Annotated in this window: 6 protein-coding genes; 5 read left to right on the top strand and 1 reads right to left on the bottom strand. The window is 72.6% G+C overall.

The genetic code is table 11. The features are described 5' to 3' along the window. Positions 1-3: 3 nt before the first annotated feature. The 5 genes from ACN27A_RS08205 to ACN27A_RS08185 all read left to right on the top strand — a co-directional run bounded on the left by ACN27A_RS08205 (position 4) and on the right by ACN27A_RS08185 (position 14,114). Positions 4-6,687: an amino acid adenylation domain-containing protein gene (locus tag ACN27A_RS08205; protein ID WP_421450991.1), complete on the top strand. Its 6,684-nt coding sequence runs from the start codon at positions 4-6 to the stop codon at positions 6,685-6,687. 34 nt (positions 6,688-6,721) lie between these two features. Continuing rightward, a complete protein-coding gene (locus ACN27A_RS08200) occupies positions 6,722-9,442 on the top strand; it encodes an amino acid adenylation domain-containing protein (protein WP_421450989.1) in 2,721 nt (906 codons plus the stop codon). Continuing rightward, complete coding sequence (locus ACN27A_RS08195) at positions 9,439-10,725, top strand: MFS transporter (protein ID WP_421450986.1); 1,287 nt, start codon at positions 9,439-9,441, stop codon at positions 10,723-10,725. Before ACN27A_RS08200 ends, ACN27A_RS08195 begins: the two co-directional genes overlap by 4 nt. After that, complete coding sequence (locus tag ACN27A_RS08190) at positions 10,722-13,040, top strand: penicillin acylase family protein (RefSeq protein ID WP_421450984.1); 2,319 nt, start codon at positions 10,722-10,724, stop codon at positions 13,038-13,040. The genes ACN27A_RS08195 and ACN27A_RS08190 overlap by 4 nt, the downstream gene beginning before the upstream one ends. A gap of 267 nt (positions 13,041-13,307) precedes the next feature. Next, entirely contained in the window at positions 13,308-14,114 is an 807-nt protein-coding gene (locus tag ACN27A_RS08185) for a M23 family metallopeptidase (RefSeq protein ID WP_421450982.1), read from the top strand. A gap of 101 nt (positions 14,115-14,215) precedes the next feature. Here ACN27A_RS08185 and ACN27A_RS08180 read toward each other — a convergent pair whose 3' ends face one another. Further along, entirely contained in the window at positions 14,216-14,947 is a 732-nt protein-coding gene (locus ACN27A_RS08180; protein WP_421450980.1) for an alpha/beta hydrolase, read from the bottom strand. Positions 14,948-15,122 lie beyond the last annotated feature (175 nt).

Here is a 15,122-nt window from a genome sequence, read left to right as displayed (position 1 = left end):
ATGATGACTGCTTCCGAAGGTGCCGTCGGTAATCTGGTGGAGTCGTTCGACGAGGTCGTCCGCGCCCACCCGGACAGCATCGCGGTGTGCTGCGGGGACCGGCGGATGTCGTACGCCGAGGTGGCCGCCCGCTCGACGGCGCTCGCCGCGGCGATCAGGGCGCGGGTCGACGACCCGTCGCGTCCGGTGCTGCTGCTCCTGCCGCGTTCGGTGGACATGGTGGTCGCGAGCCTGGCCGTGCTGCGGGTGGGCGCGGCCTACGTGCCGGTCGATCCGTCCATCCCCGCCGCCCGGCTGAGGATGATCGTGGCCGACGCGGCGCCCTCGGTGGTGGTGACGACTCCCGAGCTGGCGCAGCTGCTGCCGCCCGACACCCCAATGCTGGGGCCGCAGGACGTCGCGCAGGAGCGCGGCGACGCCACCGGCGGGCGGTGCCCCGCGGCGTGGGACACCCGCGCCTACGTGATCTACACGTCGGGCACCACCGGGCGGCCGAAGGGTGTGGAGGTCAGCCACGGCAACGTGCTGCGCCTGATCCGGGCCACCCGGCCGCAGTTCGGCTTCGGCGCCGGGGACGTCTGGACGATGTTCCACTCGTTCGCCTTCGACTTCTCCGTCTGGGAGATGTGGGGCGCGCTGCTGTCCGGCGGCCGGCTGGTCGTCGTGGGACAGGACGTCGCGCGGGACCCCGTGGCCTTCCGGGCGTTGCTCGCCGACGAACAGGTGACGATGCTCAGCCAGACGCCCACCGCCTTCAACAGCCTGGCGGCGCACGAGGTCTCCCGGCCCGACCGGCTGCCGCTGAAGTGGGTGGTCTTCGGCGGGGAGGCGCTGCGCTTCGGTGACCTCCGCCCCTGGGTGGACAGGTACGGCGACCAGCAGCCCCAGCTGGTCAACATGTACGGCATCACGGAGACGACGGTCCACTCCTCGTACCGCAGGGTCCTGGCGGCCGACCTGACGAGCACGGCCAGCCTCATCGGTCGTCCGCTGGCAGACCTCGACTTCCTGCTCTCAGACGAGCAGGGCCGGCCGGTGCCCCCGGGCCAGACCGGCGAGATCGTCGTGACCGGACCGGGAGTGGCCATCGGATACCTGGGCCAGCCCGGAGCGACCGCTGAGCGGTTCCTCGACCTGACCGTCGACGGCAGGCCCGTGCGGGGATACCGGTCCGGTGACCTCGCGCGGCTGACTCCCGCCGGCGAGTACGAGTACCTGGGGCGGGCCGACGACCAGGTCAAGATCCGTGGGCACCGGGTCGAGCTCGGGGAGATCCACGCGGCGCTGACCGCGGTGCCCGGCGTCGGGCAGGTCGCGGTGACCGTCCGCCGGGCGCGGCCGCAGCGCAATCCGGTGGTGAAGCAGGAGGCGGCGTCCGGGGGGATCTCCTCGGTCCGCAGTCTCGTCCGGGCCGGTCAGGCGGCGTCGGGCGCCGGCAACGACCGGACGCAGATCGTCGCGTACGTGACCCACGACCCGGGCTGCGAGCTGGGGGAGATTCCGGAACTGCTGCGGGCGAGCCTGCCGTCGTACATGCTCCCGGCGTTCGTCGTCCCGGTGCCGGAGATCCCCGTGAACGCCAACGGGAAGGCCGACTTCACGCTCCTGCCCGCACCGACCCCGGCCAACCAGCTCCGGGCGCCGATGGCCACGGAGGCGGTCGCCGACGCGTCGACGGCGACGGCGGAGCGGGCGATCTGCGCGCTGTTCGAGGAGGTGCTCGGCGTCGAGGGGGTGGGACCCGACGACTCCTTCTTCGGCATCGGCGGGGACTCCATCGTCGCGGTGCAGCTGCGTGCCGCGGCGGCGAGCCGCGGGATGACGCTGGACCTGGCCGACATCTACGAGCTGAAGACGCCCCGTGCGCTGGCCGCGTACGCCGTCACCACGGACGAGACGGTCGACCCGCCGGTCGAGCCGTTCAGCCTCGTCGACCCGGCGGACCGGGCGCACCTGCCGGCCGACGCGGTCGACGCCTACCCGTTGGCCACCCTCCAGGCCGGCGTGCTGTTCCACAGCGCGTACGCCGAGGGCGTCAACATGTACTGCGACATCTTCATGTTCCGGTTGCGCGCCAGGTTCGACCACGACGCCATGAGCCGCGCGCTCGCGCGGGTGACCGGGCGCCACGAGATCCTGCGGACGTCGTTCCACCTGTCCGGGTTCTCGCAACCGCTCCAGGTCGTCCACGCGCGGGCCCGGACCCCGCTGCACGTGACGGACCTGAGCCGGTTCGACGAGGACCGGCAGCTGGCCGAGTTCGAGGCCTGGCGACGCCGGGAGATGAGCAACCCGTACGACTGGGCGCAGCCGCCACTGGTCCGGTTCACGGCACACCTGCTCGGCCCGGACGAGTTCATGTTCTCCATGAGCTTCCACGACACGATGTTCGACGGCTGGAGCGAGACGTCACTGCTCGCGGAGATCCTCGTCGACTACTGGCAGGACCTGCAGGGCATCGCGTCACCCGACCGTGCCCTGCCCGTCCGCCGGTACGCCGACTTCATCGCGAAGGAACAGGCCGTGCTCCGCGACGAGACGGTCCGGGAGTTCTGGCGGCAGGAGCTGGCCGAGGTCGAGCCGAGCCTGCTGCCCCGCCTCGCCCGGGGCTCCGGCGCCGTGCACGAGGGGCGGATGGGCTTCCTCAGCGTGGACCTCCCGGCGGAACTCTCCGACCGCCTGCACCAGCTCGCCGCCGCCTGCGGGGTGTCGGTCAAACACGTGGTGATGGCCGTCCACTCGCGGGTGGTGATGGCGCTCACCGGACGCGACGACGTCGTGCTCGGCGTCGCCGCCAACGGGCGGATCGAGGAGGAGGGCGGCACCGAGGTCATCGGCCTGCACCTCAACCTCGTACCCTTCCGGTTCCGGCCGCGGGGCAGCACGTGGCGCGACCTGATCGCGGCGGCCAGCGACAAGGAGCGGGAGCTGCTGCCGGTGCGGCGCTTCCCGCACGCCGAGATGCTCCGTCTCGCCGGCGTGCCCGAGCTGACCGACATCATGTTCAACTACACCCACTTCCACGGCTACGAACGGCTCGCCCACGCCACGGGCATCGAGGTGGTCGACGGCTTCGGCTACATCCAGACGAACTTCACCCTGCGGGCCGAGTTCAACAAGGACCCGTTCAGTCGGCTGCTCACGCTCGACCTCGAAGCGAACATGGAACGGATCTCGGAGGACCAGCTCCACGAGGTGGCGGATATTTTCCTGCGGGCGCTGACCAGCGTCGTCGACCAGCCGGACGACGAGCCGACGCAGGTCGCGCTGCTCGGTGAGCAGCGGTACCGGGCGCTGGTGGAGATCTCACGCGGGCCGGTCGAGCCGGCGACGGCGACGGGCTTCCTCGAACGGATGGCCCGTTCGGTGGAGACGTTCCCCGACGAGGTGGCCGCCGTCTGCCGCGACCGCGAGATCACCTACCGGGAGCTCGCCGCGCACGTCGAGCGGGTGGCCGGATGGCTGCGTGCCCGGCAGGTGGGCCACGGCACCGTGGTCGGCCTGGCCAGCGGCCGGAACATCGACTACCTCGTCGTCACCCTCGCCATCCTCCGCCTCGGCGCGGTGTACCTGCCGCTGCCGCAGGGCCCGGCCGCACGCGTCGCCCGCATGGTCGGGCGGGCGGAGGCGAGGCTGGTGGTGTGCGACGAGACGCACCGCGCCGCGTTGGCCGCGACCGGTGAGGTCGAGCTGGTCGATCTGGCGGAGGTCATCGCCGCCGCCGGCACGCCGGCCGCGCTCGGCCCCGCACCGGGCGGTCGGGACAGCGCGTACGTCCTCTTCACCTCGGGATCCACGGGCGATCCCAAGGGTGCCCTGATCCGGCACGACGGCATGCTCAACCACATCGACGCCAAGATCCAGCAACTGGACCTGCGGCCCGGCGACCGGCTGGCCCAGGACGCCGCCGCCACCTTCGACATCTCCGTCTGGCAGCTCCTCGCGCCGCTCGCCGTCGGCGCCACGACCGTGATCTACCCGGACGAGATCGGTCAGGACGCGGCGTCGCTGCTGCGGGCCGTGGCCGAGGACGGGGTCACCGTGCTGGAGGTGACGCCCTCCGTGCTCAACATCATGTGCGCCGAACTCGCGTTCTACGGCGTCGACGCGTTTCCGCCGTTCCGCCTGCGCTGGGTCGCCTCGCAGGCGGAGACGCTGACCCCGCAGTCCGCCAACACGTTCCGCCGGCTGCTGCCCGGGGTGGGGCTGCTGAACATGTGGGGGGCGACCGAGACGTCCGACGACGTCCTGCACCACCTCGTCGCGGCGGACGTCGACGAGCGGGACGCCTCCGTCCCGCTCGGCCGGCCCGCGCGCAACACCGCCCTGTACGTGCTGGACGGCGCCCGGGAGCCGGTGCCCACCGGCACGCCGGGCGAGCTGTACGCCGGCGGCGTCTGCGTCGGCGGCGGCTACGTCAACGACCCCGACCGGACCGCCGCGGTCTTCGTCAGCGACCCCTTCGCCGGCGACGGGGACGGCGTCATGTACCGCACCGGCGACCGTGGCCGCCGGCTGGCGGACGGCTCGGTCGAGTTCCTCGGCCGGATCGACAACCAGCTCAAGATCAGAGGGAACCGGGTCGAACTGGACGAGGTCAGTCGGGCCCTCGCCGGCGTCGAGGGCGTCCAGGAGAGCGTGGTGATCGTCCGGCAGTCCGCCGACGGCGGCAAGCAGCTCGCGGGCTTCTTCGTACCGGAGGTGGTCTCCGGCGGCGCCGACGGTGCGCCCGAGGGCTCCCTGGTCCGCCGGGACCTGCGGCCCGAGGAGGTGCGCTCCGGGCTCACCCAGGTCCTGCCCCGCAACGCCATCCCGGACTTCCTCGTCCGCATCGACCAGTTGCCGCGCACGAGCCACGGCAAGGTCGACACCCGCGCGCTGGCGGCGACGGCCCTGTCCCCGGTCGACGAACCGACCCAGGAGAGCTCCGCCCCGATGACCCCGACGGAGGAGGCCGTCGCCGAGATCTGGGCCTCCGTGCTCTCCGGTCGCCGGCCCGGTCCCCAGGTCAGCTTCTTCGACCTGGGCGGGCACTCCCTGCACGCGACGCAGGTCCTCGCCCGACTGGGGGACCGCCTCGGGGTCCGCCTGCCGATCCGGGAGCTGTTCGAGAACCCGACGCTGCGGGGCTTCGCCGCCCGGGTCGAGGCAACGCTGACCGACGACCGGGAGTCGGAGGTGCCGGTCCCGGCGAGGCCCGCCGGCCTGCGGGAGTTCCCGCTGTCCATGGCGCAGTCGGGCCTCTGGTACCTCGACCAGATCGACTCCGACGGCGCCTACACCGACGGGTACCTCCTGCGCCTGCGTGGTGACCTCGACGTGACGGCGCTGCGGGCGGCCGTCGACCGGCTCGTCGCGCGGCACGAGGTGTTGTCCAGCCGGATCGTCGAACGCGACGGCGTGCCGCTGCTGGTCGTGGACCCCGACGCGAGGCCGCACCTGCGGGTCCGCGAGGCCACCGACGCGGTGGTCGCGGAGGGGGACAGCGAGGCGATGCTGGAGTACGTCCGGCAGCGGGCGACGCGGCGCATCGACCTCGGCGGCGTGCTGACCCGGGCCACCCTGTACCGCTTCGCCGACCGGGAGCACGTGCTCGAATGGACGAGCCACCACGTGGTCACCGACGGCTGGTCCAACGAGCTGATCCTGCGGGAGATCGCGGAGTCGTACGCGGCCCACCGGGCGGGGCGGGAGGCGGACCTGCCCCCGCTCCCGATCCAGTACGGCGACTACTCCCGCTGGCAGCAGGACTACCTCGAATCGGCGCCGGCCCGCCGCGACGGCGACTTCTGGCGGTCCTACCTGAAGGGCTACGACGGGGAACTCGCCCTCGCGACCGACCTGGAGCGGACCGAGGACCGTACGCGGACCGCGGGCCGGCGCCGCCGGGAGTGGGACGAGAGCTTCTCCGCCGAGGTGCGGGCGTTCGCGCAGCAGCACAACGTGACCCTCTTCATGGTCGTGCACGCCGTCAGCGCGGTGCTGATGGCCAAGCTCGCCCAGCAGTCGGACGTGGTGATCGGCGCGGCCGTCGCCGGTCGGCACCCGGCGGAGACGAGGGACCTCGTCGGCTTCTTCGCCAACACCGTGCCGTTCCGCTACCAGGTCGACCCGGAGCACAGCGCGCGGGCCGTCGTCGCATCGGTCCGGGACAGCGCCCTGAACGCCCTGGACCACCAGAGCCTGCCGTTGCAGAAGATCGTGGACCTCGTGGGAGCACCCCGCCGGCCCGGGGTGAACCCCCTGGTGCAGGTCGTGGTCTCCGTCGCCCGGTCGATGCACGGTGTCGCCGCGCTGCCGGGCCTGGACACGGGCGTGACCCCGCTGGGCGCGCAGACGAGTCGCTTCGACCTGTTGCTGCACTTCACCGACGAGGACCGGATCGGGCTGACCATCGAGTACGACCGGTCGCTGTTCACCCCGGAGGCCGTCGACCGGCTGGCCGGGGCGGCCGACCGGCTGCTGAGGTTCTTCCTGGACAGCCCGGACCGGCCGGTGCAGGAGGCGACGCTCGTCGACGACGGGGACCGCAGTGCGCTCGGGGAGATCTGGCGGGAGGTGAGCGGCCAGTCCCTGGAGATCGACCACCGCGCGACGGCGACGCTCATCGACTCCCCGCACTGGGGCGCGTACGTGTCGCGGGTCGAAGCGGCAGGGCTGATCGTCCCGCTGGTGCTCGCCCTGTGAGGACCGGCGCGACGAGACCTGGGGAGAGATGCTCATGACGTCGACCGATCGCGCGCTACGGCTGCGTCGGCGGCTCGCCGGACGCCGCGAGGTGTCCACACCGGAGGTCGGCCCGGCCGCCAGCGCACCCGTCACCGCCGACAACCTCGTCGCCGCCTTCGACGAGGTCGCGGAGCGGCACCCCGACCGGGTCGCCGTCCGCTGTGACCGGCAGGCCCTGACGTACCGGGAGCTGGCCGCCGCCTCCCGGGCCCTGGCCGGCCGGATCGCGACCGTCGCGCCGCCCGGCCGGCCGGTCGGCGTGCTGCTGCCGCGCTCGGCGCGGATGATCGTGGCGGCGCTGGCGGTGCTCCGCACGGGTGCCGCGTACCTGCCGCTCGACCCGGAGGCGCCCGCCGCCCGTACCGGCACGATCGTCGGTGACGCCGCGCCGTCCCTCGTGATCACCACGGGCACGCTGGCAGGCTCCCTGCCCGCGACGGCCGCGGCCGTCCTGCTCGACGCGCCGGAGAACGGCGCGGAGCAGCCGGACCCGCCCGCCGCACCGGCCCGCCCGATCGCGCCCACCGACCGGGCGTACGTCATCCACACCTCGGGCACGACCGGCCGTCCCAAGGGCATCGAGGTCTCCCACGCCAACGTCCTGCGCCTGATCGGCACCACGCAGCCACTGTTCGGGTTCGGGCCGGGCGACGTGTGGACCATGGCCCACTCGTTCGCCTTCGACTTCTCGGTGTGGGAGATGTGGGGGGCGCTGCTCACCGGCGGGTGTGTGGTCGTCGTCGCGGGCGAGGTCATGCGGGACCCGGTCGCCCTGCGGCGCCTGCTGCGGGCGGAGCGGGTCACGATGCTCAGCCAGACGCCCACCGCCTTCGGTGCGCTGGCGGCTCAGGAGGACGAGTACGACGACCGGCTGCCGCTGCGGTGGGTGGTCTTCGGCGGTGAGGCGCTCCGGTTCGCGGACCTGCGGCCGTGGGTCGCCAAGTACGGCGACGCCGCGCCCGAGCTGGTCAACATGTACGGGATCACCGAGACCACCGTCCACGCGTCGTACCGCCGGATCCTCGCCTCCGACCTCGCCGGCACGACCAGCCTGATCGGCGTGCCCCTTCCCGACCTCGACTTCCTGCTGTGGGACACCGACGACCAGCCGGTCGCCGACGGTCGGATCGGGCAGATCATCGTCACGGGCGCGGGCGTGGCCCTCGGCTACCTGGGGCAGCCGGAACTCACCGCGCAGCGGTTCGTCACCGTCACCGACGCGCAGGGCCGGGCCGTACGCGGCTACCGCTCCGGGGACCTCGCCCGGCGGACGCCCTCCGGCGAGTACGAGTACCACGGGCGCAACGACGACCAGGTCAAGATCCGCGGCTACCGCCTGGAGCTGGGAGAGGTGCACGCCGCCCTGCTCGCCCTGCCCGGCGTGCGGCAGGCGGCGGTGGTGCCGCACACCGCACCCGGCGCGGGAACGCGGCTGGTGGCGTACGTCGTCGGTGACGGCGAAGCCGGCCCGGCGCAGCTGCGCTCCCGGCTGGAGGACCGGCTTCCGGGGTACGCCGTTCCGTCCGCGTTCATCCCCGTCGACGCGCTGCCGCGAACCGCCAACGGCAAACTCGACCGGGCGGCCCTGCCCGATCCCGGCCCCGTCCTGACGCCACACGTGCCTTCGGGCGTCGACGACGTCACGCGGTCCCTGCTGGCGGTCCTGGCCGAGCTGCTGCCCGGCACCGAGGTCGAACCGGACACCGACTTCTTCCGGCAGGGCGGGAACTCCCTGCTGGCGACCCGCCTGCTGGCCGCCGTACGCCGGCAGTTCGGTGTCGTCGTCCCGCTGCGCGACTTCCTGCGGGCGCCGACGGTGCGGGCGGTGGCGGGCGCGGTCCGCCGGGCCCGGCAGGCCGGACCGGGTGCGGCGTCCCGCCGCCCGGTCGAATTGTTGCCGCTGGGGGATTCCGCGGCGGGCCGGGCGCCCGTGGTGGCGCTGCCCGGTGTCTTCGGGATCGCCGCCTCGATGGCGCGGCTGTCGACGCACGTCCGGGGCCGCCCGTTCCACGCCCTGCACACCCGCGACCTTCTCCGGTCGCAGGACGGGACGCCGTCCGCCGCCGCCGCCGCGCAGGCGTGCCTGACCGAGCTGCTGCCCGTCGTCGATGCCGGGGTCCACCTCGTCGGACACTCCCTGGGTGGGGCGCTGGCGCTGCACCTCGCCCACGCGGTACGGGCGGCCGGCCGCCGGGTGCGGAGCATCACCCTGCTCGACGCACCGAGCCCGCAACACCTGCGCCAGCGCCTCTCCGACGACCAGCGGACCCGGCTGGTCGATTTTCTCACCGACGTCGCCCTCGCCTTCCCCGAGCACACCCGCCCGTGGCGCGAGCTGTCCCCACAGTCCGCCGCCGGGATGGCCGACACGGAACTGCTGCGGTGGGCCGCCTCCACCGCGGCACCCGCGCTGGCTGCCACGATCGGCGGGCTCGCCCACGCGTTCGAGGACTACCGGACGATGGGACGGATCATGGCGGAGCCCGCGCCTGCCCTGACCGTGCCCGCACTGCTGCTGGTGGCGGGCCTGGAGAGGTCCACCGACGACGGCGGGCACACCGGGGGCTGGCACCTGGTGCTGCCGGACCTGACCGAGACGGTGGTGGCCACCAGCCACGAGGGCATGCTGCGGGACCCCGACGCGGCGACCGTCGCCGAGACAATGATCGAATTCCAGCACCAGCAGGACAAGACGGAAGGACACCCGAGTTGACCCGGGAACCGGCTGCGAGCGCAGCGTTCCGCCCACCGCGACTGGCCAGGATCCTCGTCGGCGGTTCCGGCGTGATGAGCCTGGCCAACGGCGTGACGATTCCCTTCCTCGCCATCTACCTCCGCAACGAACTCGGCCTCTCCGTCTCGACGGTCGGCCTGGTCATCGGCTCCTCCGTCCTGTTCGGCATCTCCGGTGGGTTCCTCGGCGGCGCGCTCTCCGACATCGTGGGACGCCGCCGGGTCCTGCTCTCCTGCCTGCTGGTGGTGATCGGCAGCTTCGTCGGGTTCTACTTCGCGCGGGACGCCGTGACGGCGTTCGTCTTCAACGCGTCCATGGCGTTCGCCACCAGTGCCTTCAGCCCGGTCGCGAAGGTACTCATCAGCGACCTGCTCCCCGTCGCGCTGCGGGTGAAGTGGTTCTCCTACCAGTACCTCGCGATCAACGCCGGCTACGCCGTCGGTCCGCTGATCGGGGTGGCCCTCGGGTTCACCGGCGCCCGGATATCCTTCCCCGCCGCCGCCTGCGTGTACCTGGTCTACCTCGCCGTCCTCTGGGCGGCCACGCGGCACCTGCCACGACCGTCCACGGGGGACGGCGGGCTGACGACGCTCGGCCGCAGCACGGGCGCCATCGTCCGGGGACTGGGCGAGTCGGCCCGGGCGGTGATGTCGGACCGCCGCCTGCTCCTCCTGCTCATCGGCGCCATCCTGTTGGAGACGGTGCACAGCAGGATCTCGGTGCTGCTCGCCCAGAACTTCGTCATCGACTTCGCCGACAGCGCCCGGGTGCTCGCCGCGGTCATGACCACGAACGCGGTGGCGGTGATCGTCCTCCAGCTCTTCGCCGCCGGCTACGTGCAGCGCTACAACCCGCTGAACGCCATCACCCTCGGTGGGATCCTCACCTTCGTCGGGATGGCCGGCTTCGCGATCTCCGAGCAGATGTGGCACTACATCGTGGCGATGGTGGTGTTCACCGTCGCCGAGACCCTGATCGTGCCGTCGGAATTCGCGCTCGTCGACCGCATCGCGCCCGAGGAACGGCGCGGAGCCTACTTCGGCGCACAGACCTTCGCGCAGGTCGGTGGATTCACCGGACCGTTCCTCGGCAGTCTCGTCCTCGCGTCCTTCGGCGGGCCGGTCATGTTCCTCGCCATCGGCTCCCTGGCGTTGGTGAGCGTCGTGCTCTACCTGCTGGTCGGCCGGCGCATCCCGGACCTGAGCCGCCACGACACGCTCCCGGAGGCGGAGACCGAGACGGAGACCGAAAAGGCGTCATGAGCGTCGCGGCGGGCATCCTGCGCCTGGCCGCCTGGCCGAGCAGTCGTGCGCTCCGGCGGACCCGGGTGCTCTCCGTGGCGGCCCTGCACGGGACCGTCGACATCGATCGCGACGAACGCGGCATCCCGTGGATCCGCGCGGGCGACGAACGCGATCTCTACGTGGGCGTCGGGGTCGCGATGGCGTACGACCGGCTGTGGCAGATGGACGTCCTGCGCCGGCGGGCGACCGGACGACTGGCGGAGGTGTTCGGCGCTCGTGCCGCCGGTTCGGACGTCCTCGCCCGTACCCTCGCCTTCGAGCGGGCCGCCCACCGGAGCGAGGCCCTGCTCTCACCGCCTGCCCGCGCCAACCTCGCGGCCTTCGCCCACGGGGTCGACACCGCGGTACGCCGGATGCGGCGCCGCGGGCAGCTCCCGCCCGAATTCCACCTCCTGAGGTACCGGCCGGGCCCGTGGTCGGTCGGCGACTCGCTGGCCGTCGTCAAGCAGCTCGGCTTCCACCTGGGCCGCAACCTGCAGCAGGAGGTCTTCCGTGGCCGGCTGCTGGCGGAGCGACCGGAGTTCGTCCGCAGCTTCCTGGCGCCGAAGTACCCGCCCGGCGGCAGCGTCACCATCGCCGCCGACGCCCCGGCGGGGTCGGCGGGACGGCGCGGCGACACCGCGCTGCTCTCCGCGGCCGGCGCCGCCCACCTCGGCGACCTCTTCGGGGGCCGGCAGGGGAGCGGTTCGAACGCGTGGGCGGTGTCGGCGGCCAGGTCCGTCACCGGCTTCGCCGCGCTGGCCAACGACCCGCACATCCTGTTCACCCAGCCGAGCCTCTGGTATCAGCTGGGACTGGACCTCGACGGCGAACGCGTGTACGGGGTGACGGTGCCGGGCGTGCCCGGGCTGGTGATCGGCGCCAACCCCGATCTCGCGTGGGGAGTGACCAACTCCACCGTCGACACCCAGGACCTGGCCGTGGGGGAGCGGCCGGACCCGACGGGAGAGCCCCGGTGGTCGCAGACCAGCGTCGTCCGGGTGCGCGGCGGGACCGATGTCCCCGTGCGCGCCGCAGGCGGTACGGGATACGTCGACCTGCCGGGCCCTGGCGGTGCGGAAGCGGAGCCGGTGGCCCTCTACTGGAGTGGTCTGCACCCGTCCACCGAGGCCGAGAGCTGCCAGCGGATGTGGCGGGCGCGCGACTACCCGGCGTTCCGCGACACCCTGCGGGGCTTCGGTGTGCCCGTGCTCAACCTCGTCGTCGCGACCCGGGACGGTACGGTCGCGCTGCGGACGGCCGGAATCGTGCCCCGCCGGGACCGTCGGGAGGGCCTCGCCCCGGCCGGCGCGGCCGAGGTGGCCGCTCGCTGGAGCACCACCCTCGGGTTCGACGAGCTACCGGAGGTCGTCGATCCGCCGGCGGGCTTCGTGGTCAGCGCCAACCACCAGATCCTGCCCGACGGGGTCGCCCCGCACCTGGGCAGCGACTGGGGCGGACCGTACCGGGCCGACCGGATCGAGGAACTGCTGACGGCGACGCCGACGGCCCGCCCGGACGACTTCGGCGCGTGGCAGATGGACCTGCGCAACGGCCGGGCACAACGCATCCTGCCCACCCTGCTGAAGGCGCTCGACGAGAATCCACCGGAGTCGCCGCTGGCCGTGTTCGGCCACCAGTCGCTGGCCACCTGGGACGGCAGGGACGACGCCGGCCAGGCCGCACCTCTGGTCTTCGGGGCGCTGACCCGGGTGTTGACCGAGCGCTGGATCACCGGCCGGCTCGGCGCGGCCGTCGCCGACGCCATGACCGACGTGACCCTCCAGGTGGATCACCTGGTGATGGACGCGGACGCCCGCCGGCGGCTCGGCGAGACGGAGGACCTTCCGGTCGTCGTGGCCGACGCCCTCACCGAGGCGGCACGTCGACTCGCCGACAGGTTCGGCGTCGACCCCGCCGGCTGGCGCTACGGCCTGTCGAACCGGATCGCGGACCAGCATCCCCTGGCAGCGGTGTCGGACGCGCTGCGTCCGCTGTACGGTTCGCCCCCGACCCCGGTGGGCGGCGGCGGGCAGAGCGTCTGCCTGATGTATCCCGACCGCGACGGCCAGGTGGTCGAGGGCGCGCCGTGGCGCTTCGTCGTCGAGTTCGGCCCCTCCGGCGGCACCCGCATCCGCGACGTGCTCCGCCACGGCAGCTCGGGCCACCCCCTCTCGCCGCACTACGGGGACCAGACGCCGGCGCACGCCGAGGGGCGGCTGTACGAGGTACGCCTCGACAGCCCGCCGGAGGTGCGGAGCCGCCTGACCCTGGCGCCCCGGCCGCCTGGGTGATCGTCTCGCCACGTCCCGGCCTCGAACGGGTGCCGGCGCGGTGCCGGACCGTACCGACCGGGACGGAAAGCGAGTCTTGACACCAGTGGAGCCCGATACCCTAATATCCAAGATCCCAGATGCATGCGGGCTCGCTGGTTCGCCGCCGAAGGGGTTGGTCGGCCCGTCCCGAACCAGCGGCCATCCCCCTGTGGGCAGCAGTCGCAGTCGGTGGTCTCCTCGGTGCGGATCGTTTCCGGTCGTCATTCATCGCGAGCAAGGGGCCGAATGCGGACACTCGACGAAACACTGCCGGGGGACGGGGCGGAGTCGCGTGGCATCGGCCGCCGCCATCTGCTTGGCCTGGTCACCGCCACGCTGGCAGCCGGCATCATTCCGGAGGCGTGGCTCGCGGAAGCCGCGTACGGCGCGACGCCGAGATGGAACCGGCCGTTCGACAAATGGGTGCCGGTCACGTCCTCGTACGGGATGCGGACGGATCCGATCACCGGCGTGTCCCGGATGCACAACGGCACGGACTACAGCTACTCGGGGATCCTCGGCTATCCGATCCGTGCGATCGCGGCGGGCACCGTGACCGGCGTGTCGTACAGCGCGAGCGGCCTCGGCCACCACGCCACCATCACGCACGCCGACGGTTGGCGGAGTGTCTACGGGCACATGCGGGAGGCTCCCAGAGTCGGGACGGGCGTGCAGGTCGCCGCCGGCCAGCACATCGGCAACGTGGGATCAACCGGCCGCTCCACCGGCCCGCACCTGCATCTCGAGCTTTTCCAGCCGAACGGTCAGCGCGTCAACCCCGAGTCGGTTCTCACGGGTGCCCCGTACGCCGGGGCGCCCGGAACTCCCCCTGAGATCGTCACTAAGGATGGACTGATGTACCTCATCTGGAGCACCGGCGGCACCGGTTACCTGGTCACCCCCAACCGCGTCATCGGGCTACGGTCGATGGCGCACTACAACCTGTTCAAGCGCATCATCAACTCGAACCAGGCCGCCGCCCAGCCTGAGGTCTTCAACGCACTGGAGATCGACCAGATCAACGCGTACCTCAACGGGACGGTGCCTGCCTGACCCGTCCGGGGCGGCGGAATCGGCAACGCGACCCGCCGCCCCGACGAGCGGCGTCCGGGGCGACAGCTCCTATCGTCTGCTGCCGGCCTGACGGCGCGGCCTCACCTCAGGTGCCGGGCGAAGAACCGGTTCCCGGCGTCACCCTCGAAGTGCGGGACGCCGGTGTGCCCGCCCATGTTGGCGTGCAGCGTCTTCTCTTTGGCGCCGAAGGCGTCGAACAGGTCCAGGGCCAGCTGCCGGTCGTTTCCTTCGTCGTCCCACTGCAGCAGGACCTGCAGCGGAATGGTGACCCGGCGGGCCTCCTCGAACAGGGTGCGGGGCACGAAGCTCCCGGCGAACAGGAGGGCGGCCGAGATGCGCGGCTCGACCACCGCCAGCCGGATGCCGATGGAGATCACCCCTCCCGAGTACCCGACCGGGCCGCCGATCCCGGGCAGCGGAAGGAGGGCGTCCAGGGCGGCCCGCCATTCCGGGACCGCCTTCTCGACCAGCGGGAGGACGAGCCGATCAACGAGCTCGTCGTCGACCGGCTCGCCGGCCTTCAGCGCCCGGTGCAGGTCGGCGCGGGTCTCCTCGGCGGCGGCGGAACGGGGCCGGTCACCGCTCCAGGGGAGCTCGAGGGTGGCTGCGGCGAAGCCCTCCGCCGCGCAGTGCCGGGCCCGCGCCACCAGGCGGGGGTACATTCTGTGCAGCCCGCCGGGGTGGCCCATCAGGATCAGCGGGACCGGTGCGGAGGCGGATCCCGGCGTCCAGAGGATGCCGGGGATCTCACCGAGGGTGAACTGGCGTTCGAGGACGCCGTCATCGAGGCGCTGTTCGGCGGTGAATCGCATGGTCGTGCCCTTCGGGAGTGCTTGTGAGCGGCGCTCCCGGACGACCTATCGCCCGACCGTGACCCCGGAGGGGAGCACCCATGTCGATACTGCGTTCACGGGTACCACCTCCTCGTTCGCTCGCACGGCCGTCGGCAGAGTAGCGGTGCTCGCCGTGGTCCGCCAACGGGTTTCC

It is taken from the genome of Micromonospora sp. WMMD737 (assembly GCF_049179055.1).
Lineage (GTDB): Bacteria > Actinomycetota > Actinomycetes > Mycobacteriales > Micromonosporaceae > Micromonospora > Micromonospora reichwaldensis.
This window is presented reverse-complemented; position numbering and strand designations above follow the sequence as displayed.

Bases quoted from the DNA above. Each gene is read 5' to 3' on its own strand.
- ACN27A_RS08205 (WP_421450991.1), top strand. From the start codon at position 4: ATGACTGCTTCCGAAGGTGCCGTCGGTAATCTGGTGGAGTCGTTCGAC.
- ACN27A_RS08200 (WP_421450989.1), top strand. From the start codon at position 6,722: ATGACGTCGACCGATCGCGCGCTACGGCTGCGTCGGCGGCTCGCCGGA.
- ACN27A_RS08190 (WP_421450984.1), top strand. From the start codon at position 10,722: ATGAGCGTCGCGGCGGGCATCCTGCGCCTGGCCGCCTGGCCGAGCAGT.
- ACN27A_RS08185 (WP_421450982.1), top strand. From the start codon at position 13,308: ATGCGGACACTCGACGAAACACTGCCGGGGGACGGGGCGGAGTCGCGT.
- ACN27A_RS08180 (WP_421450980.1), bottom strand. From the start codon at position 14,947: ATGCGATTCACCGCCGAACAGCGCCTCGATGACGGCGTCCTCGAACGC.